Source organism: Fuscovulum blasticum DSM 2131 (genome assembly GCF_003034965.1).
GTDB lineage: Bacteria > Pseudomonadota > Alphaproteobacteria > Rhodobacterales > Rhodobacteraceae > Pseudogemmobacter > Pseudogemmobacter blasticus.
This window is the reverse complement of the sequence record NZ_PZKE01000004.1, coordinates 243,050-263,257: the sequence shown is the minus strand read 5'-3', so window position 1 is coordinate 263,257 and position 20,208 is coordinate 243,050. Positions and strand designations below refer to the sequence as shown.

Below are 20,208 nucleotides of genomic sequence, written 5' to 3'. Positions count from 1 at the left end.
GGACCCCCAGGATATTTGAGGACAGATGAAAGGGCAAAGGCGGCGCCGGCCTTCATCTGTCTGGAAATATCCCCGCCGGAGGCGCGCCCGAGCCGGTTGGCGCGGAACGCGCCAGAGGCGAGAGACCGGACGTGCAGCCGCGCCCTGGCGCGGCTGCGCCGTTCAGGTAAAGCGGTTGTCGCGGGGGAAGCCGCGCGGGGCCATCTTGCCCGCCCCGGCGCGGGCGCCCTGCCATTCGGTCAGGTCGGCCTCGGTCCGGGTCCGGCCGGCGGGGTCTTTCCACGTCAGGCCCTCGGACAGGGTGAAGGTGATCGCGTCCGACAGGCCGCCGTCCTTGTATTTCTGCAACCGCACGCCCTTGCCCCGCGCCATTTCCGGCAGATCGGCCAGCGGGAAGACCAGAAGTTTGCGATTGTCGCCCACCACGGCCACATGATCGCCGCGCACCGGCAGGCAGACCCGGGCCTTTTCGCCCTCTTTCACGTTCAGCACCTGCTTGCCCGTCTTGGTCTGGGCCAGCAATTCCTCGGCCGGAACAACGAAGCCGTCGCCCGCGGTCGAGGCCAGCAGGTATTTCACCCCGGGCCGGAACACGATCATGTCGGTGATGCCGGTGTCATTCGGCAGATCGACCATCAGGCGCAGCGGTTCACCCATGCCGCGCCCCCCCGGCAGGTTGGCGCCAAGAAGGGTGTAGAACCGGCCATTCTCGGCCACGACCAGGATCTTGTCGGTGGTCTCGGCATGGAAGGCGAAACGGGGGCCGTCACCATCCTTGAACTTCTGTTCGGCGGCCAGATCGACATGGCCCTTCATCGCGCGGATCCAGCCCATGCGGGAACAGATCACGGTGATCGGCTCGCGCTCGATCATCGCCTCGACGGGAACCTCCTCGATCTCGCCCGCCTCGGCAAAACTTGTGCGGCGGTCGCCCAGCACGGTGCCCTTGCCGAACTTCTTGCGAATCTCTTCCAGCTCGGCGCCGATCTTCTTCCATTGCAGCCGGTCGCTTTCCAGCAGGTCGGCCAGCCCGGCGCGTTCCTGCATCAGCTCATCGCGCTCGCGGCGCAGCTCCATCTCTTCCAGCCGGCGCAGACTGCGCAGGCGCATGTTGAGAATGGCCTCGGCCTGCACCTCGGTCAGCTCGCCCTCGCCCGCCGGCGGGGTGCGGTAGTCCTTTTCCGAAACGGCGCGCGGATGGTCGCGGCCCCAGTCCTCGCGCATCAGGGCGGAACGGGGATCGTCGTCGTAGCGGATGATGTCGATCACCCGGTCAAGGTTCAGGTAGGCAATGATGAAGCCTTCCAGCACCTCAAGGCGGGCGTCGATCTTCTCGATCCGGTGCTCCGACCGGCGGCGCAGCACTTCGCGGCGGTGGTCCAGAAAGGCGCGCAGCACTTCCTTCAGCGAACAGACCTTGGGCACGCGGCCGTCGATCAGCACGTTCATGTTCAGCGAGAACCGGGTTTCAAGGTCGCTGTTGCGGAACAGCATCCCCATCAGAACCTCGGGGTCCACGGTGCGGGCGCGGGGTTCCAGCACGATGCGCAGGTCTTCGGCAGATTCGTCGCGCACATCGGCCAGCAGCGGCACCTTCTTCAGTTCGATCAGCTCGGCCAGCTTTTCGATCAGCTTGGACTTGGCCACCTGGAACGGAATTTCGGTCACGACGATCTGCCAGGTGCCGCGCCCCAGATCCTCGACCTGCCATCTGGCGCGGGTGCGGAAACTGCCGCGCCCCGTTTCATAGGCTTCGAGAATCGCCTCCTTCGGTTCGACCATGACCCCGCCGGTGGGGAAATCGGGGCCGGGAATATGGGCAACCAGATCGGCGGTGGTCGCCTCGGGGTTCTTCAGCAGCAGGTGGCAGCCCTGGATCAGCTCATCCAGATTGTGCGGCGGAATGTTCGTCGCCATGCCCACCGCAATGCCGCTGGACCCGTTGGCCAGCAGGTTCGGAAAGGCGGCCGGCATCACCACCGGCTCTTCCAGCGTGCCGTCGTAATTCGGGCGGAAATCGACCGAATTCTCGGCCAGACCTTCCATCAGCGTCTCGGCGATGGCGGTCAGCCGGGCCTCGGTGTAGCGGCTGGCGGCGGGGCTGTCGCCGTCGATGTTGCCAAAGTTGCCCTGCCCGTCAACCAGCGGATAGCGAACGTTGAAATCCTGCGCCAGACGCGCCATCGCGTCATAGATCGCGGCATCGCCATGCGGGTGATAGTTCCCCATCACGTCGCCCGCAATCTTGGCCGATTTGCGGAAGGCGCTGGAGGCGGTCAGCCGCAGTTCCCGCATCGCGTACAGGATTCGCCGGTGAACCGGCTTCAGCCCGTCGCGCGCATCGGGCAGGGCCCGGTGCATGATGGTGGACAGTGCATAGGTCAGGTAGCGTTCACCGATGGCCCGCGAAAGCGGCTCGGAAACGGTGACGCCATAGGTCTTGTCGGGTTCGTCTTCTGCGGACATGGATGTTGTGTATTGCGGGCGGCGGGCGCGGTCCAGCCGGTTTTGCCGGCGGCACCGGGATGACCGGGGTGATTTTCCCCCTGCAGGGCCGGGGGGATTGTGCTAGACCCGGGTCAACGCCTTCTGCCTTATCCCTGGTGACCTGATGTTCCGTCTGACCGCGCTTCTCTGTGCTGCCATGTTTGCAACCCTGCTGATCGCGGGCGCCGACCGGGGCCAGATGCGCCCGGGCCTGGCGCGGGCCGTGGCCCAGGGCGAGAAGATCGTGATCGTTGAACGCCGCATGGCCGAGGCGGCGCCAGCCCCGGCCCCCGCGCCGGAACCCGCCGCCATGACAACGGTCGAGCTGGCCCCCGCCCCGCAGATTGCGGCCTATGTGCCGCCGCCGGAACCGACGCCGGCCGAAGCCATGCCCGAACCCTCGCCGGTCTTCACCCTGTCGGCCCTGCCCTCGCTGGGCGGCGACCGGGTCGATGCCACGGCCAGCCTGCCGCAGGAAACCGCCCCCGAGGCAACCCCGCCCGTTGTCGGCGGTGATGTCTGGTATGTGGCGGCCAGCATGGTGAACGTGCGGCAAGGGCCGTCGACCGACGCCTCGGTCGTGGGCAAGCTGGGCGCGGGCGAAGCGGTCACGGTGCTGGGCAGCGTCGATTCCGAATGGACCGAGATCGCCATCGAAGGCGATGGCCTTCAGGGCTTTGTCGCCACCCGTTTCCTCAGCGCCGAAGCGCCCTGAACACACCCAGACCTGCCCCTGCCGGTTTGACGCGCGGCCATGCGCGGCCTAAGTCCGGTCGGAACAGGGCGCGGGCACAGGCAGGCAGGACCATGGGCAGATCGATTCTCATCACCGGCTGCTCATCGGGCATCGGCCTGGATGCCGCGCGGGGGCTGCGCGCCCGCGGCTGGCGCGTCTTCGCCACCTGCCGGCAAGAGGCCGATTGCGAAAGACTGCGCGCCGAAGGCTTCGAAAGTTTCCGGCTGGATCTGGTCGATGAAGACAGCATCGCCGCGGCCGTGGCAACGGTGGTGGACCTCACCGGCGGCACGCTGGATGCGCTTTACAACAACGGCGCCTTCGCCTGCCCCGGCGCGGTCGAAGACCTGCCGCGCGGCGCCCTGCGCGAGATCTTCGAGGTCAACCTCTTCGGCACGCATGACCTGACGCGCCGGGTGATCCCGATCATGCGCGCGCAGGGGCATGGCCGGATCGTCAACTGCTCCTCCGTTCTGGGCATCGTCGGCGCGCGCTGGCGCGGCGCCTATGTCTCCACCAAATTCGCGCTTGAGGGCCTGTCCGATGTGCTGCGGCTGGAAATGCAAGGCACCGGGATTCAGGTCATCCTGATCGAGCCGGGGCCGATCACCAGCCGCATCCGCGAAAACTCGGTCGCGCATTTTGAAAAATGGGTGAACTGGCAGGCCTCGGCCCGGGCCGACGAATACCGCAGCCTGCAACACCGGCTCTACAAGGCGAAGGACGCGCCCGATACCTTTGAACTGCCGCCGTCCGCCGTGACCGCAAGGCTGGTGAAGGCGCTGGAAAGCCCCCGGCCGCGCGCGCGCTACTATGTGACCACGCCCACGCATATCGCCGGCCTTGCACGGCGGCTGCTGCCCACGCGGGCGCTGGACTGGCTGGTCGGGCGCGGAAGCTGATCCGCCTGTCGGCTTTGCGATTGGACGGCGGGGCCTTTCCGCATTAACTGCTTGAGACGGATTCAGGGGGGAACGGACATGCTGAACGATCCGCTGGCGATAGTGGCCGCCGTGGCTTCGGCCGTTGTGGCGGGGATTCTGATCTTCGGCATCCTGACCTTTGCGCGCGGCGGCGAATACAACCGCCTGAACGCCAACAAGATCATGCGCTGGCGGCTGATGGCGCAATTCGTGGCCGTGGTGCTGATCGCCGGCCTGGCCTGGCTGATGTCAAAGGGATAAATCATGGTTGTGCTGTCGAAGATCTACACCCGCACGGGCGATGCGGGCGAAACCGCTCTGGGCAACGGCACGCGGGTGCCCAAACATGCCCTGCGCGTTTCGGCTTATGGCACGGTGGATGAAACCAACGCCACGGTGGGCCTGGCCCGGCTTCATGCAACCGATGAGATGGCCGCCGCGCTGGCGCGGATTTCCAACGACCTGTTCGATCTGGGCGCCGATCTCTGCACCCCCGACCGGCATCTGGATTCCACCCTGTCCTACACGCCCCTGCGGATGATCGAAACGCAGGTCGCCCGGCTGGAAGCCGAGATCGACGTGATGAACGCCCGGCTGCAGCCGCTGCGCAGCTTCATCCTGCCCGGCGGCAGCGCGCTGGCCGCGCAACTGCACCTGTGCCGCACCATCAGCCGCCGCGCCGAACGCATGGTCGTGGAACTGGCCGCGGTCGAGGACGTGAACCCCGAGGCGGTGAAATACCTCAACCGGCTGTCGGACTGGTTCTTCGTGGCCGGCCGCATTGCCAACAACGACGGCAAGGATGACGTGCTCTGGGTTCCGGGCCTGACCCGCTGACCGCAGCGGGGACGGGCGGCCCTTCCTCCCCCCCTTCAGAAGCGCCGAAACGCGACGTCCGGACGCGCGACTTCGTCGCATTTGCCCTGTTGAATCGGCCCCGTCTGCGGTAACAGGCCAACGGGAGCTTGAGCGGGCGCCTTCGCGCCCACGGATAAGGAGATTACCGCATGAAGGTGCTGGTGCCTGTCAAACGGGTGATCGACTACAACGTGAAGGTTCGCGTCAAGGCGGACGGAAGCGGAGTCGATCTGGCCAACGTCAAGATGTCGATGAACCCCTTTGACGAAATCGCCGTCGAAGAGGCGATCCGTCTGAAGGAAAAGGGTCTGGCGACCGAGGTCGTCGTGGTGTCGATCGGCGTCAAGCAGGCACAGGAAACGCTGCGCAACGCGCTGGCGATGGGCGCCGACCGCGCGATCCTGATCGAAGCCACCGCCGATGTGCATCAGGACATCGAACCGCTGGCCGTGGCCAAGCTGCTGGCCGCCGTGGTCAAGGAAGAAGGTCCGGGTCTGGTGCTTTGCGGCAAGCAGGCCATCGACAACGACCTGAACGCCACCGGCCAGATGCTGGCCGCGCTGCTGGGCTGGGCCCAGGGCACCTTCGTTTCCGAAGTGGCGCTGGACGGCGATGCCGCCAAGGTCACCCGCGAAGTGGACGGCGGTCTGCAACAGATCAGCGTCAAGCTGCCCGCGGTGCTGACCGTGGACCTGCGCCTGAACGAGCCGCGTTATGCCAGCCTGCCGAACATCATGAAGGCCAAGGCCAAGCCGCTGGCGACCAAGACGCCGGCCGACTATGGCGTCGATGTCAGCCCGCGCCTGACCGTGATCAAGACCGCCGAACCCGCGGGCCGCAAGGCCGGGGTCAAGGTCGGCTCGGTGGATGAGCTGATTGCGAAACTGAAAGACGAAGCGGGGGTGATCTGATGGCCGTTCTTCTTCTTGCCGATGTGAACGACGGGCATCTGGCGACCGATCAGGTCGCCAAGACGCTGGCCGCCGTCAAGGGTCTGGGTGAGGTTCACCTTCTGGTGGCCGGTCAGGGCGGCGATGCCGCTGCCGCCGATGCCGCCAGGCTGGAAGGCGTCTCCAAGGTGCTGTTCGCGGGCGATCATGCCTATTGCCACGGGCTTGCCGAACCGACCGCCGCGCTGGTCGTGTCGCTGGCCGGCGGCTACGAACACATCTGCGGCGCCGCGACCGCCTTCAACAAGAACGTGCTGCCCCGCGTGGCCGCCCTTCTGGACGTGATGGTGCTGACCGACGTGACCGCCGTGGTCGATGCCTCGACCTTCGAGCGCCCGATCTATGCCGGCAACGCCGTGCAGACGGTCAAGACCGCCGACGCGAAAAAGGTCTTCACCGTGCGGACCGCGAACTTCACCGCCGTCGGCGCCGGCGGCTCGGCCCCGGTCGAGGCGATCAGCGGCCCGGCGGACGGATCGCTGTCGAAGTGGCTGGAAGACAAGGTTGCCACCAGCGACCGTCCCGAGCTGACCAGCGCCAAGATCGTCGTCTCGGGCGGCCGTGGCCTGGGTTCGGAAGAAAACTTCGCGATGATCGAAAAGCTGGCTGACAAGCTGGGCGCCGCCGTCGGCGCCTCGCGCGCGGCGGTCGATTCGGGCTATGCCCCGAATGACTGGCAGGTCGGCCAGACCGGCAAGGTCGTGGCGCCGAACCTCTATGTCGCCATCGGCATCTCGGGCGCGATCCAGCACCTGGCCGGCATGAAGGACAGCAAGGTGATCGTCGCGATCAACAAGGACGAAGAGGCGCCGATCTTCCAGGTCGCCGATTACGGCCTGGTGGCCGACCTGTTCACCGCCGTGCCGGAACTGACCGGCAAGCTGTGATCCGGCCCTGATCCCTTGGACGGGCGCCCCCTGCGGGCGCCCGTTTTCGTTTGCGGCCCGCGCAGGCCCGGCCTTGTCCTGCCGGGGGCCGGACCGTAAGGTCGGCGGCGACAGCGTGAAAGGACGGAACGATGGAGATCAGATCGGTCGGCGTGGTGGGCGCGGGGCAGATGGGCAATGGCATTGCCCATGTCTTTGCACTGGCGGGCTATGACGTGCTTCTGAACGACATCAGCGAAGAGGGGCTGCAAAAGGCGCTGGCCACCATCGAGAAGAACCTCGACCGGCAGGTGTCGCGCGGCAAGATCACGGCCGAGGTGAAGGCGGCCGCGCAGGCCCGCATCGAAACCACCCTGAAACTGGCCGATCTGGGCCAGTGCGACCTGATCATCGAAGCCGCCACCGAACGCGAAACGGTCAAGCAGGCCATCTTCGAAGACCTGCTGCCCTATCTGAAACCCACCACGATCCTGACCTCGAACACCTCGTCGATCTCGATCACCCGGCTGGCCAGCCGCACCGACCGGCCGGAAAAGTTCATGGGCCTGCACTTCATGAACCCCGTGCCGGTGATGCAGCTTGTGGAACTGATCCGCGGCATCGCCACCGATCAGGACACCTGGGACACCATGCACGAGGTGGTGCGACGGCTGGGCAAGACCGCCGCCAGCGCCGAGGATTTCCCCGCCTTCATCGTGAACCGCATCCTGATCCCGATGATCAACGAGGCGGTCTATACGCTGTACGAAGGCGTCGGCAGCGTGAAAAGCATCGACGAATCGCTGAAGCTGGGCGCGAACCACCCGATGGGCCCGCTGGAGCTGGCCGATTTCATCGGTCTGGACACCTGCCTTGCCATCATGAACGTGCTTTATGACGGGCTGGCCGACAGCAAGTACCGCCCCTGCCCGCTTCTGGTGAAATATGTCGAGGCCGGCTGGCTGGGCCGCAAATCCCAGCGCGGCTTCTACGACTATCGCGGCGACGTGCCGGTGCCGACACGGTAAGGCGCCGGCGGCGGCGAAGCCCCGAGCCACGCGCGGCCGTTGCAAGGAATCTTGCCGGGTGGATCAGCCCCGCCCCGGCCGGACAGAAGCCCCGGCCGGGTTAACAGCCGCGAAGCGGCCCCGGCCAGCGCCCGACCGCCCCATGGGCGGGCGCTTCTGCGGTGTCGGTTCCTCGCTCAACCATCAGAAGAGGCCGCCCCATAAAACGCCCGCCTCGCGCCGTTGGAAGCGCCCACCCGCGGTCGGGTGCTGGCCTGACGTTGTGGCAAGAACAGGGGGGGGCGGCTTTGAGCCCATATTGCCAAATGCTGCGCGGTAAACGAAAGGCAGCTATGAGGCTAAACGCGAAAGGAAATTTTCGTAGTCTTCAATCCACCGCTGCTCACACCATGTGTTTTCTCCAAATCTCTTGATCTGCGAAAGTTCACTTTCTTCCGTGAGCGTTTGGGTCCACGGCAAGACGCGTTTGAGGATAGTTGAGCGAAGCTTCTTAAGTTGTGACTTGAGCTTTGCCGCACCCAATTCGGCATAGTTTATATCATGAATTCGCCAGCGGCCCGAGTTTTCGGGCCGGTAGTTCAGCGACGGGCGGAACCATCCATCAAAATCATCAAACGTCAATTTTCTAGGGCAATCCTCAACGTAAATTGGATTTTTTGTTGGATCATCACTTTCGATTGGCCGCAGGAATGTGTGACGAAAGCAGATCACTGACCTTGCGACGCCGTGTCGCGCAAGCCGTCCGCCCTGTCTTAAGATGAGAAGTTCACGGGTGCCATCGACGTGGTGTATCGAACTGCCACGTCCAATCGTTTGAAAACCGTGCTCAATTAGCGGTTCGGCAAACTCTGTTGTGAAAAGACTGTGGAACTCTTCGCTTTGCATGGAGTGACTTTAAGAGCATCCGCGAAATGTAGCCACCAACAAATCTTCTTACGACCCTATACAGCTGACATTGGCGCAGCCGCAGCGAAATGGCACTTCGTCCTGCATAGCCGCCAAACAGACGGACGCTGCCCTTACTTCCCCAACCCCAGCGTATGCTCCCGCAGCCAGGCCAGGAACCCCCTCGGGTTGCCTTCCCATTTCTTCAGCTCTTCCGCCGGGATCGGTTCGCCGATCACCGGGCGGGTGGGTTTGAACAGGCAGCGCTTGATTTCATACAGCAGCAGGCCCTGGCGCAGGGTATCGCTGATCTGGTTGGCAATCTGGAACAGGCGCGAATTCTGGCCGGGGAAGAAGATCGGCAGGATCGTCGCCCCGGACGACCGCACGATCTTGTGGGTGAACACGTTCCACTCGGCTTCCACCGCCGGGCCCCACCAGCCCTCGCTCATGGCCACCTTCCCGGCCGGGAACAGGATGATCACGCCCCCCGCCTTCAGGTGCTTCATCGTCTCGTCCCGCATCTGCAGGCCCAGTTCGCGCGCATTGTCCTCATGCGGGAAGGGCACGGGGATCATGAATTCCTCAACCTCGGGAATCCCGGTCAGCAGGCTGCGCGTCAGGATTTTGAAGTCGGACCGGACGCGGTTGACCATCTCGGCCAGCACCATCCCATCCACCAGGCCCGACGGATGGTTCGACACCACGACCAGCGGCCCAGTCTTCGGAATCCGGGCAATCTCCTCGGGCGGGGTGTCGATGCGAATCCCCATGTGGCGAATGGCCTTCGGCCAGAACGGGGCGCCGAACGGGGCGCCCGATTTCTCGAAGCTGCGGATCAGGCTGAGAAGCTGGACCTTGGCGGTCAGCCATTCGATGGCGCGGATGCTGCCGGCCTTGAACGGGTTCTTGAAGGTTCCCGCATAGGAGAGCCGCCGCATGTCATAGGCTTTTTCGACCTTGGGTACCGCAGGCACCTTTGCAGCGATCTCGCTCTGTTCGGTCACGACGTGGCGATCCTCGGGGTCCACCCCATAGGCCGGGGCATCAAGGTTCAATAATCCTCTCCGAAGCGACCCGCAACAAGCGCCTCCAGCGCATCGGCAAGTTTCTCCGCTTCGGGCCCCGAGGTCGTGACGTCAATCGTGGTCCCGCGCGAGGCGGCCAGCATCAGAAGGCCCATGATCGAATCGCCCGACACGTCGATCCCGTCCTTGGAAACCGTGGCGCGGGCATCATGTGTTTCGACCACCTCGACGAATTTGGCCGAGGCGCGGGCGTGCAGGCCCTTTTCGTTGACGATGCGAAAGGTTCGGCTGGCCATGGGAGAACCCCTTACGCCCCGCCGCCAAGGTCAAGGCTGTTGATATACTTGCGCCCCGCGTCCAGCGCGGCGGCCACGGCATCGGGAACCGACAGGTCGCGCGACTTGGCCAGCTTGATCAGCATCGGCAGGTTCGCCCCGTACAGAATGCGCCGCCCCGTCGCCGCGCAGGCCGGAAGTGACAGGTTCGACGGGCTGCCCCCGAACATGTCGGTCACCACCACCACGCCTTGCCCGGCATCCACGGAATCGGCGGCGGCCATGATCTCGGCCTGTTTCTGGCTGCGGTCGTGCTCATCCTCGATGGCAATAGCACGCATGCCGTCCTGCCGGCCGACCACATGTTCGACCGCAGCGAGGTATTCGCGCGCCAATCCACCATGAGCAACGATGACGATACCGATCAAGCGCCAGACACCTTGCCTGCTGGGGCGACACTCCCGCCCTTGCGTTCCAGTTCCCTGTGCCGTTTTGCCACTGGCCAGCCCGCCTGCGCAAGGGTGGCCCCCAGCAATTCTGCGACGGCGACCGAACGGTGTTGCCCACCGGTACACCCAAAGCCGATGGACAGATGCGCCTTGCCCTCGTCCAGGTTCGCCGGAAGCAGAAACAGGATCAGCTCCTGCACCTTGCGGAAGAATTCGGCAAAGCGCGGGTCGGCACGCACAAAGGCCGCCACCGCCGGATCGCGGCCATCCAGCGCGCGCAGGTCAGGCTGCCAGTAGGGGTTGGCCAGAAAGCGGCAGTCGAAGATCATGTCCACACCGCGCGGCAGGCCCCGCTTGTAGCTGAACGACTGCACCGAAACCGCCAGACGCTGCGCGCCGCCGGTGTCGAACCAGCGCGCAAGTTCCGCCTTCAGGTCATGCGGCGTCAGGTCGGTGGTGTCGATCAGATGGTCCGCCCGCGCCCGCACCGGGGCCAGCAGGTCGATCTCGCGCTCGATCCCCTCATCGGGGGTTTCGGCGGGGGCCAGCGGGTGGCGGCGGCGGGTTTCGCTGAACCGGCGGATCAGTTCGGCGGGCGAACAGTCCAGATACAGCACCTCAAGGCTGACGCGCGGGTCACGGGTCAGCCGGTCGATCAGTTCGATCAGCGCCGAGGCGGCGAAATCGCGGTTGCGCACATCCAGCCCCAGCACGATGGGGCGCCCCAGCGGCGGGCCATCGATCAGCCGCGGCACAAGGCTGAGCGGGATGTTGTCAATTCCTTCATACCCCAGATCCTCCAGCACGCGGATCGTGGTTGTCCGCCCGGCGCCGGAAGGCCCGGTCACCAGCACCAGCCGGTGTTCCTGTGCGGACTCGGTCATTCGCTACTCCTGCCGATCCCCTTGAAGATAGAGCATCAAGGCCTCGGCGACAGGGTCGATCTGCGGCTTTCGAAGCAGCGGAAGCGTCATTCCCAGCAAGTTGATCTGCCGCCGCGGCGGCAGACGGTCGGTTTCCACGGTTCCAAGGTCGATCACCAGCGCCACCGGCGCCTCGTTCAGCGGTTCGGCGCGCAAGAGGCCAACCCCCCGCGCCTCGATCAGCCCGCGGATCGCGGGGCCGGGGCAAAAGGCCATCAGGCCCGCAGCCCCGCGCCGCAGCGCCGTGCGGTCATCCGACACCAGCCGCGCGCCCAGCGCCAGCATCCGCAGGCACAGCGACGACTTGCCCGCCCCCGAAGGCCCCCATGACAAGAACGGCGCGGCCAGACACCGCCACGCAGCTTGCATGTACGATCAGCGGGGCGTCGTCGCGGGTCAAACCGGCAGGCCCACCACGAAGCGGGCGCCCAGCGGTGGGGTGCTGATGTCGGCCGTTGCCGGGCGGATGTTCTCGGCCCAGATCACGCCGCCATGCGCCTCGACGATCTGTTTCGAAATCGCCAGCCCAAGGCCGGAATGATTGCCGAAATCACCCGAAGGCCGTTCGGAATAGAACCGCTTGAACACCTTGGTCAGCGCCTGTTCTGGAATACCTGGACCCGTATCCTCTACCACCACCAGCACCCGGTTGTCACGCCGCCGCGCCCAGACCCGCACGGCGTCGCCCTCCTCGCAAAAGGAAACCGCGTTGCTGATCAGGTTGACGAACACCTGCGCCAGCCGCGCCTCAAGCCCGCGGATCATGATCGGGTCCGCCGGCAGGTCGGTCAGGAAATCAACGCCCTTCTCGCGCGCCTGCTGGCCCATGTAATCGCCCAGACCGGCAATGGTCCGGATCAGGTCAAAGCGGTCTTCCTCTTCCTTCACCAGCTCACTGTCCAGCCGCGAGGCGTTCGAGATGTCGCTGACCAGACGGTCCAGCCGGCGCACGTCATGTTCGATCACGTCCAGCAGGCGGGTGCGGTGCTCATCCTTCTTGACGAAGCGCATCGACCCCACGGCCGACCGTAGCGAGGCCAGCGGGTTCTTGATCTCATGCGCCACATCGGCGGCAAACTGTTCGTTGGCGTCGATCCGGTCATACAGCGCCGCCACCATGCCCCGCATGGCCACCGACAGACGGCCAATCTCGTCGGGCCGGGCGGCAAGGTCGGGGATTCGCACCCGCCCCGTCACCGGGCCGCGATTGTCGCGGTCGCGGCCGATCTCGGCGGCGGCGGCCAGATCCGACAGCGGATTGGCAATGGTCGAGGCCAGCACCAGCGACAGCCCGATCGACACCAGCAGCGCCACCACGAACATCTGCAGGATCTGCTCGCGCTCATAGCGGACAAGCGTGTCGATCTCGCCCTCGGTCGAGGTCAGGGCCACCACCCCCACCACCTGCCCGGCCACCCGGATCGGCGTGGCCACCGAAAACAGCGTGCTGCCGGACGGGTCGCGCCCGGTGTGCGACCAGGTTTCCCCGGCGCGGGCAATGGGAAAGACCTCGCGCGCCAGCGCGGCGCCGTCCACCGGCGGCGCCTCCGCGCGGCCAAAGGTCAGCACGCCCGAAACGCCATCCCAGACCGCGTTCAGGAAATCGGTGATCACGGTTGACCGCACCCGATCAGGGGCCGGCTGCACCGGCGGCGGCACCATGCGTGAAGCCAGCAGGTTGCCCGCCGGATCGAACACGAAAACCTCGACCCCGCCACCCATCCGGATGCCGTCCAGCGTGGCGCGATAGTCGGGGCCGGGCGCGGCCGGCTGCATCTGCGCCTCGAACACGGTGGCAACCAGCTCCGCCTCGCGCGCAAGCCCGGCCTCGCGCTGAACGACCAGACTGTCGCGAAACGGGTTCAGGAACAGCACGCCGCCCACCAGAACCACCAGCGCCATCAGGTTGAAGATGATGATCTTGCGCGCCAGCGGGCTGCGGTTCAGCGCGACCAGCCCCCCGCCCGCGCACCTCGCGCAGGGTCTCGACGGTGGCATCGGGCGAAACCCAGTCCTCGCCCAGAAGCACTTCGCCGGAGTTTCTGGGGCGGGGCCGGTCTTCCATCTCCATTCGCGGCGCGGCGCTCATTCCTCGTTGTAACGGTAGCCGATACCATAAAGCGTTTCGATGGCGGTGAAATCATCATCGACCGACCGCATTTTCTTGCGCAGCCGCTTTATGTGGCTGTCGATGGTGCGGTCATCGACATAAACCTGGTCGTCATAGGCCACATCCATCAACTGATCGCGGCTTTTCACGAAGCCGGGCCGTTGCGCCAGCGCCTGCAACAGCAGGAATTCCGTCACCGTCAGGGCCACGTCGCGCCCTTTCCAGGTTACCGAATGGCGCAGCGGGTCCATCCGCAGATTGCCCCGCTCCATGATCTTGTTTTCTTCCGTGGTGGCCGTCTCGCCCGAGGCAATCGCCTCCTGCCGGCGCAGCAGCGCGCGGATGCGTTCGACCAGAAGCCGTTGCGAGAACGGCTTTTTCACATAATCGTCCGCGCCCATGCGCAGGCCCAGAACCTCGTCGATCTCGTCATCCTTCGAGGTCAGGAAGATGATGGGGATGGCTGTTTTCTGTCGCAGCCGCTGCAACAGATCCATTCCGTCCATCCGCGGCATCTTTATATCCAGCACCGCCATATCCGGCATCCGGCGGCTGAAGGCCTCAAAGGCCGACTGGCCGTCATTATAGGTTTCCACCTCGAAACCCTCGGCTTCAAGCGTGATCGAGACCGACGTCAGAATATTCCTGTCGTCGTCGACAAGGGCGATCCTCGACATGTCTATTTGTCCCTGCTCTGGGTTATTTGTTTTCTGACATACTGGGAACAGGCACGCAGGCGCCGGCACAGACCGAATCACCCGTGCCACTATCCTGTCAGGGATTTGCCAAATCCCCAAGCCTTGGCGAATTCATGCCTGTCTGCCGGATCAACCGCAATTGGTTGCGCTAACCCCGATCTGGTTGCGCTAACTATGCGAATCGGTGCTATTCCATCGGAAATCCCGCATGTTATAGGCCAGCGGACAGGTGCTTCGTCGGGGCACCTCTGTCGGCGCCCAATTGGCCCGGGCGCCGCGCCATCAACGTCAGATCATGGCCGCGCAGCGCGCGGCAACGGGAGCTTGCAGATGATGAACGGTCGCGTGAACCCCAATCGCACCTTGGACAAACAGGGCATCGCAGGGGCGTCGGTCGTCCACTACAACCTGCTTGAACCCGCCCTGGTCGAGGCCGCCGTGTCGCGCGGCGAGGGCCATCTTGGCCTTGGCGGCGCCTTCCTCTGCTCGACCGGGCAATTCACCGGCCGCTCGCCGAAGGACAAGTTCGTCGTCCGCACGCCCTCGGTGGAAGACACGATCTGGTGGGAAAACAACGCCCCCATGGCCCCCGAAGCCTGGGCGCGGCTCAAGGCCGACATGCTGGCCCATGTGAAGGACCGCGAACTTTTCGTGGAAGACCTTTATGCCGGCGCCGACCCGGTGCTGCGCGTCGATGTGCGCGTGGTCACGGAACTGGCCTGGCATGGCCTCTTCATGCGCCACATGCTGCGCCGCCCGTCGCGCGCCGATCTTGATACGTTCGAGCCGGAATGGACGATCCTGAACATGCCGTCCTTCAAGGCCGACCCGGCCCGCCACGGCTGCCGCACCGATACGGTGATCGCGCTGAACTTCGACGAAAAGACCGTGCTGATCGCCAATACCGGCTACGCCGGCGAGAACAAGAAATCGGTCTTCACCATTCTGAACTACCTGCTGCCCGGCAAGGGCGTCATGGCGATGCACTGCTCGGCCAACCACGCCCTTGGCAACCCCGATGATGCGGCCGTGTTCTTCGGCCTGTCGGGCACCGGCAAGACCACGCTTTCCGCCGCCCCCGACCGCACGCTGATCGGCGATGACGAACACGGCTGGTCTGACCGCGGCATCTTCAACTTCGAAGGCGGCTGCTACGCCAAGACCATCAACCTGTCCAAGGAAGCCGAACCCGAGATCTATTCCACCATGTCGCGCTTCGGCACCGTGGTCGAAAACATGGTCTATGACCCGGAAACCCTGGTGATCGACTTTGCCGACAACAGCCTGACCGACAACACCCGCTGCGCCTATCCGCTGGAGGCGATCTCGAACGCCTCGGCCACGGCCCTGGGCGGGCATCCGAAGAACGTGGTGATGCTGACCTGCGACGCCTTCGGTGTGCTGCCGCCCATCGCGCGGCTGACCCCGGCGCAGGCGATGTATCACTTCCTGTCGGGCTTCACCTCCAAGGTGGCCGGCACGGAACGCGGCATCACCGAACCGCAACCCACCTTCTCCACCTGCTTCGGCGCGCCCTTCATGCCGCGCCGGCCGGAAGTCTATGGCAAGCTCTTGCAGGCACAGATCGCCAAGCACGGCGCAACCTGCTGGCTGGTCAACACCGGCTGGACCGGCGGCGCCTATGGCACCGGCAAGCGGATGCCGATCAAGGCCACCCGCGCGCTCCTGACGGCGGCGCTGGACGGCTCGCTTGACCGCGCCGAATTCCGCCGCGACCCGAACTTCGGCTTCGATGTGCCGGTGGCCGCGCATGGCGTGGACAGCACGCTGCTGAACCCGCGCGAAACCTGGGCCGACAAGGCGGCCTATGACGCGCAGGCGAAAAAGCTGGTGGACATGTTCTCGAAGAACTTCGGCCAGTATGTGCACTATATCGACGAAGACGTGAAAGCCGCCGCAATCGGCTAACGCTTCGCCCACAAACCGGATGACGCGCCCGTGCAGCCCCCTGCACGGGCGTTTCCTTTGCCGCGCAGCCCGGGCGGGGGCCAGCCCCCGCGGCGGAACGGTCACATCAGCGCCTGCCGCACCAGATTCAGCCCCGTCACCACCAGCAGCCCCTGCGTCCAGCGGCGGAAGCGGGCCTGATCCAGCCGGTCCTGCAGCCGATAGCCGGCCCACATGCCGATCTGCGCCGGAATCACCAGCAGCGCCGAAAAACCAAGGCTGGCCGGGTTCGCCAGCCCGGTGCCCAGATGCGCGCCCAGCAGCGTGACCGCCCCGATCAGGAAGATCACGCCCTGCACCCGCACCATCTCGGTCTTCTCGGCGCCGATGGACAGCAGGAACACCAGAAGTGGCGGCCCCCAGATGCCGGAAATCCCGCCATAAAGCCCGCCGATCACCCCCAGCGCCCATTCGGCCCGGTTCCGGTGATGCAGCGGCAGCGCCAGCGGCAGGCCGGCCAGTTGCGCCGCGGCAAAGGCCGTGACCGGCAGGCCAAGGATCAGCAGATAGGCCATGCGCGGGATCAGGTCGAAAAGCTGGGCCGAGACGATGATGAACACCACCGTCGCAATCAGGAACCGGCGGTAGGTCCAGGCACTGTCGCGCGCCGGTTGCCAGCCCTGCCGGAACGCCTGTGACAGGTTGGTCACCAGCGTCGGCAGGATCATTCCCGCCAGCGCCAGATCGGGCGGCAGAAAGGCGGAAAAGGCCGAGATCATGATCAACGGCATGGCAAAGCCAACCGCCCCCTTCACGAACCCCGCCACCAGCGACACCGCCACCGCGCCGGCCCCCGCCGCCGCCGGCAGCCCCGCCATCACCCAATCCATACCGCCCCCCTGCCCGTGCCCCCTGTTCTGGCAGGCGGGCGCGGAAAGGGAAAGCCGGGGCGTGACCGCCCCGCCCCGCGCCCGAACCGGCGCACAGCGGCGGCGACACTTTCATTCGCCACGCACATTTCCAGCGAAAGGATATTGCGCTGCAACTGCGAAATGCCTATTGCTTCGCCGACGCAGAATCTATGCCGGAATCCCGCCATGCCGCATGATGGACAGCCGATGACCCCCTCGCCCCTTCTTGCCGATCTTCGCAGCCTGACCACCGCCGCGCTGCCCGAAGTGGCCGCCCTGTCCGATCAGGGCCGCACCGCCCTGCGCGATCTGGTCAGCAGCGGCGGCAAGGTGTCGAACGCGGCGATGGAGACGCATCAGTTCGCCGCCCATGCCCTGTCCTGGCTGGCCACCTATGTGCAGGCGCTGCAACAGCTTGATGCCTGGGCCGGGCGGCTGGAAACCGCCGGGCAGTTCTCCGAGATCGAGGCGCTGATCCTGCAGATCGGCTTTGGCGAATACCTTGCCCAGATCGCCGGCGGCATCCCGATGAGCCAGGGCGAAACCGCCCGCCTGTCGGATCTGGGGCTGAGCTGGGCCCCCGGCACCGCCGCGCAGGCGCTGATCGCGGGCGGCAACACCGCCGCGGCGCGGGCGCGGCTGGTCGCGCTGATGCGCGACAATCACGGCCGCGCCACCTTTGGCGCCACCGGGCTGGACGAAGAGCTGGAGATGATCCGCGACCAGTTCCGCCGCTATGCCGATGAAAAGGTGATCCCGGTCGCGCATGACTGGCACCTGAAGGATGAGCTGATCCCGATGCAGGTGATCGGCGAACTGGCCGAAATGGGCGTGTTCGGCCTGACCATCCCGGAAGAATTCGGCGGCTTCGGCCTGTCCAAGGCCAGCATGGTGGTGGTCAGCGAGGAACTGTCGCGCGGCTATATCGGCGTCGGCAGCCTGGGCACCCGGTCCGAGATCGCGGCCGAGCTCATCCTCTGCGGCGGCACGCCCGAACAGAAGGCGAAGTGGCTGCCAGGGCTGGCCAGCGGGGAAATCCTGCCCACCGCCGTCTTCACCGAACCGAACACCGGGTCGGACCTCGGCAGCCTGCGCACCCGCGCGGTGCGCACCGAAGACGGCTGGGAAATCACCGGCAACAAGACCTGGATCACCCATGCCGCGCGCACCCATGTGATGACGCTGCTGGCGCGGACCGATCCCGACACCACCGATTACCGTGGCCTGTCGATGTTCCTGGCCGAAAAGACCCCCGGCACCGACGACGCCCCCTTCCCCACCCCCGGCATGACCGGCGGCGAGATCGAGGTGCTGGGCTATCGCGGCATGAAGGAATACGAGCTGGCCTTCGACGGCTTCAAGGTCGGGGCCGACAACCTGCTGGGCGGCCAGCCCGGGCAGGGCTTCAAGCAGTTGATGCAGACCTTCGAATCCGCCCGCATCCAGACCGCCGCCCGCGCCATCGGCGTGGCACAATCGGCGCTGGAAACCGGCCTGCAATATGCCGAGGACCGCAAGCAGTTCGGCAAATCGCTGGTCGAATTCCCGCGCGTCGCCGGCAAGCTGGCGATGATGGCGGTCGAGATCATGATCGCCCGGCAACTCACCTATTTCAGCGCCTGGCAGAAGGATCACGACAAGCGTTGCGATCTTGAAGCCGGCATGGCGAAACTGCTGGGCGCCCGCGTGGCCTGGGCGGCGGCCGACAATGCGTTGCAGATCCACGGCGGCAACGGCTTTGCGCTGGAATACCGCATCAGCCGCATCCTGTGCGACGCGCGCATCCTGAACATCTTTGAAGGCGCGGCCGAGATCCAGGCCCAGGTGATTGCCCGGCGGTTGCTGGACTGACGCTTGCCCGAAGGGAAATCTTGCATCACACTCGTCACAGCGAAGTCCGGGAAACACCGGGCGTTTCATGGTGCGATCACGATTGGGTGCTGAATGGCCGACGCCGTCCGGGGTAGCATCGTCATCAACGAAGTGCTGCCTGATCCCAACAGCGCCATTGGCGGAACCGGCCCGCGATTTGACACCGACCAGAGCGGCACCGTAACGGCGCTGGACGAATTCGTTGAAATCTACAACTCCGGCCCCACCGCCGTGAACATCTCCGGCCTGCAACTCTGGGACCGGGCCACCGGCAACTGGTTCACCTTCCCGACCGGCACGATCCTGCAACCCGGCGCCCATGCGATGGTGATGGTCGGGTCGAATCTTGGCACAGGGCCGGCCCTTGGCCCCAACGACCTGGCCTTCTATGCCGGGCGCGGAACCTCGGTCCTGAACAACAGCGCAGCGGAAAACGCCCTTCTCTACGACCCGGCCACGAACACCTATGTGCAGGTCGCCTTCAATGGCGCCGGCATGGCCACGCCGGGCGTGGGCGGGGCCTTCACAGGCCTGCCCGCCGGCGCAACCCAGATCGGCAGCGGCGAGAATTTCGGCACCGCGACCCCGGGATATTCGTTGCAACGCAACCCGGATGGTGGGGATACCATCACCAGCGGCCCACCCAACCCGGCCAATGACAATATCTGCTTTGCCGAAGGCACCCTGATCGCCACGCCCAATGGGCCACGCGCGGTTGAAACGCTGCGGCCCGGCGATCTGGTCCTGACCACGGACGAAACGGCGATGCCCGTGCTTTGGCTGGGCAGCAGCCGCTTTGCCGCCGCAAGGCTGTGGCGGGAACCGCGGCTTTGGCCCGTCACCCTGGCCGCGGGCTGCCTTGGCCCCGGCCTGCCGGCGCGCGATCTGCGGCTGTCGCGGCAACACCGGCTTCGGCTGGGCGGGGCCATCGCGCAGCGGATGGCGGGCACCCCGCATGTGCTGGTGCCGGCACATGCGCTTCTGGGCCTGCCGGGCATCACCCTGTCGCGCCCGGCGGGCGACATCACCTATTACCACCTTCTGCTGCCGCGCCATGCCATCGTGCTGGCCGAGGATCTGCCGGCCGAAAGTTTCTACCCCGGCCCGCAGGCGCTTGAAGCCCTTGATGCCGAGGCACGGGCCGAACTGGCCCGACTTCTGGGCGATACGCCGCCTGAACCGGCGCATCCCTTCCTGAACGCACAGCAGGCGCGGGCCCTGGTGCAGCGCCACCTGCGCCACGGCCGGCCGCTGCACCCCTGACCGGGTTTTGCTTGCCAGACCCGCCCCGAACGCGCAGG

Annotated in this window: 19 protein-coding genes and 1 pseudogene; 10 read left to right on the top strand and 10 right to left on the bottom strand. The window is 65.6% G+C overall.

What is annotated here, in order from left to right; all coding sequences use genetic code 11:
• Positions 1–162: 162 nt before the first annotated feature.
• Positions 163–2,466 (bottom strand): DNA topoisomerase IV subunit A, encoded by a 2,304-nt coding sequence (locus C5F44_RS06450; RefSeq protein ID WP_107672678.1) that lies wholly within the window; start codon positions 2,464–2,466, stop codon positions 163–165.
• Between the two features lie 145 nt (positions 2,467–2,611).
• Here C5F44_RS06450 and C5F44_RS06445 point away from each other — a divergent pair, with 145 nt between their 5' ends.
• From C5F44_RS06445 to C5F44_RS06415, 7 genes are all read left to right on the top strand, one after another.
• On the top strand, positions 2,612–3,202 hold the full coding sequence (locus tag C5F44_RS06445; RefSeq protein WP_107672677.1) for an SH3 domain-containing protein: 591 nt from the start codon (positions 2,612–2,614) through the stop codon (positions 3,200–3,202).
• Positions 3,203–3,294: 92 nt separating this feature from the next.
• The gene (locus C5F44_RS06440; RefSeq protein WP_107672676.1) at positions 3,295–4,125 is read left to right on the top strand and encodes an SDR family NAD(P)-dependent oxidoreductase; all 831 of its coding nucleotides are present in this window, start codon (positions 3,295–3,297) and stop codon (positions 4,123–4,125) included.
• Positions 4,126–4,203: 78 nt separating this feature from the next.
• On the top strand, positions 4,204–4,407 hold the full coding sequence (locus C5F44_RS06435; RefSeq protein WP_107672675.1) for a twin transmembrane helix small protein: 204 nt from the start codon (positions 4,204–4,206) through the stop codon (positions 4,405–4,407).
• Between the two features lie 3 nt (positions 4,408–4,410).
• Entirely contained in the window at positions 4,411–4,983 is a 573-nt protein-coding gene (locus C5F44_RS06430; protein WP_107672674.1) for a cob(I)yrinic acid a,c-diamide adenosyltransferase, read from the top strand.
• A 170-nt stretch (positions 4,984–5,153) separates the two neighbouring features.
• On the top strand, positions 5,154–5,915 hold the full coding sequence (locus C5F44_RS06425; protein WP_107672673.1) for an electron transfer flavoprotein subunit beta/FixA family protein: 762 nt from the start codon (positions 5,154–5,156) through the stop codon (positions 5,913–5,915).
• A complete protein-coding gene (locus C5F44_RS06420) occupies positions 5,915–6,841 on the top strand; it encodes an electron transfer flavoprotein subunit alpha/FixB family protein (protein WP_107672672.1) in 927 nt (308 codons plus the stop codon). The genes C5F44_RS06425 and C5F44_RS06420 overlap by 1 nt, the downstream gene beginning before the upstream one ends.
• A gap of 131 nt (positions 6,842–6,972) precedes the next feature.
• Positions 6,973–7,848 carry a 3-hydroxybutyryl-CoA dehydrogenase gene (locus tag C5F44_RS06415; RefSeq protein WP_107672671.1) on the top strand — a complete coding sequence of 292 codons (876 nt, stop codon included), beginning with the start codon at positions 6,973–6,975 and terminating at the stop codon, positions 7,846–7,848.
• A 330-nt stretch (positions 7,849–8,178) separates the two neighbouring features.
• On the opposite strand, the gene C5F44_RS17795 is transcribed toward C5F44_RS06415, so the two are convergent.
• From C5F44_RS17795 to C5F44_RS06380, 8 genes and pseudogenes are all read right to left on the bottom strand, one after another.
• Complete coding sequence (locus C5F44_RS17795) at positions 8,179–8,733, bottom strand: hypothetical protein (protein WP_146161910.1); 555 nt, start codon at positions 8,731–8,733, stop codon at positions 8,179–8,181.
• A gap of 134 nt (positions 8,734–8,867) precedes the next feature.
• Complete coding sequence (locus C5F44_RS06410; RefSeq protein WP_235822545.1) at positions 8,868–9,791, bottom strand: lysophospholipid acyltransferase family protein; 924 nt, start codon at positions 9,789–9,791, stop codon at positions 8,868–8,870.
• Complete coding sequence (locus C5F44_RS06405; RefSeq protein ID WP_107672670.1) at positions 9,788–10,057, bottom strand: HPr family phosphocarrier protein; 270 nt, start codon at positions 10,055–10,057, stop codon at positions 9,788–9,790. Before C5F44_RS06405 ends, C5F44_RS06410 begins: the two co-directional genes overlap by 4 nt.
• Before the next feature lie 11 nt (positions 10,058–10,068).
• Entirely contained in the window at positions 10,069–10,464 is a 396-nt protein-coding gene (locus C5F44_RS06400) for a PTS sugar transporter subunit IIA (RefSeq protein WP_107672669.1), read from the bottom strand.
• Positions 10,461–11,369 carry an RNase adapter RapZ gene (gene rapZ, locus C5F44_RS06395; RefSeq protein WP_107672668.1) on the bottom strand — a complete coding sequence of 303 codons (909 nt, stop codon included), beginning with the start codon at positions 11,367–11,369 and terminating at the stop codon, positions 10,461–10,463. Before rapZ ends, C5F44_RS06400 begins: the two co-directional genes overlap by 4 nt.
• Before the next feature lie 3 nt (positions 11,370–11,372).
• Positions 11,373–11,777: an HPr kinase/phosphorylase gene (locus tag C5F44_RS06390; RefSeq protein WP_235822542.1), complete on the bottom strand. Its 405-nt coding sequence runs from the start codon at positions 11,775–11,777 to the stop codon at positions 11,373–11,375.
• A gap of 27 nt (positions 11,778–11,804) precedes the next feature.
• Positions 11,805–13,497 (bottom strand): annotated as a pseudogene (locus C5F44_RS06385) (sensor histidine kinase).
• The gene (locus tag C5F44_RS06380; RefSeq protein WP_107672667.1) at positions 13,494–14,195 is read right to left on the bottom strand and encodes a response regulator transcription factor; all 702 of its coding nucleotides are present in this window, start codon (positions 14,193–14,195) and stop codon (positions 13,494–13,496) included. Before C5F44_RS06380 ends, C5F44_RS06385 begins: the two are co-directional and overlap by 4 nt.
• 351 nt (positions 14,196–14,546) lie before the next feature.
• Here C5F44_RS06380 and C5F44_RS06375 point away from each other — a divergent pair, with 351 nt between their 5' ends.
• On the top strand, positions 14,547–16,145 hold the full coding sequence (locus C5F44_RS06375; protein ID WP_107672666.1) for a phosphoenolpyruvate carboxykinase: 1,599 nt from the start codon (positions 14,547–14,549) through the stop codon (positions 16,143–16,145).
• A 101-nt stretch (positions 16,146–16,246) separates the two neighbouring features.
• Here C5F44_RS06375 and C5F44_RS06370 read toward each other — a convergent pair whose 3' ends face one another.
• Complete coding sequence (locus C5F44_RS06370; RefSeq protein ID WP_235822541.1) at positions 16,247–17,014, bottom strand: sulfite exporter TauE/SafE family protein; 768 nt, start codon at positions 17,012–17,014, stop codon at positions 16,247–16,249.
• 207 nt (positions 17,015–17,221) lie between these two features.
• Here C5F44_RS06370 and C5F44_RS06365 point away from each other — a divergent pair, with 207 nt between their 5' ends.
• A complete protein-coding gene (locus C5F44_RS06365) occupies positions 17,222–18,886 on the top strand; it encodes an acyl-CoA dehydrogenase family protein (RefSeq protein ID WP_107672665.1) in 1,665 nt (554 codons plus the stop codon).
• Positions 18,887–18,979: 93 nt separating this feature from the next.
• Positions 18,980–20,170, top strand: a complete 1,191-nt coding sequence (locus tag C5F44_RS06360) for a Hint domain-containing protein (RefSeq protein WP_107672664.1) — start codon at positions 18,980–18,982, stop codon at positions 20,168–20,170.
• The last annotated feature ends 38 nt before the right edge of the window (positions 20,171–20,208 follow it).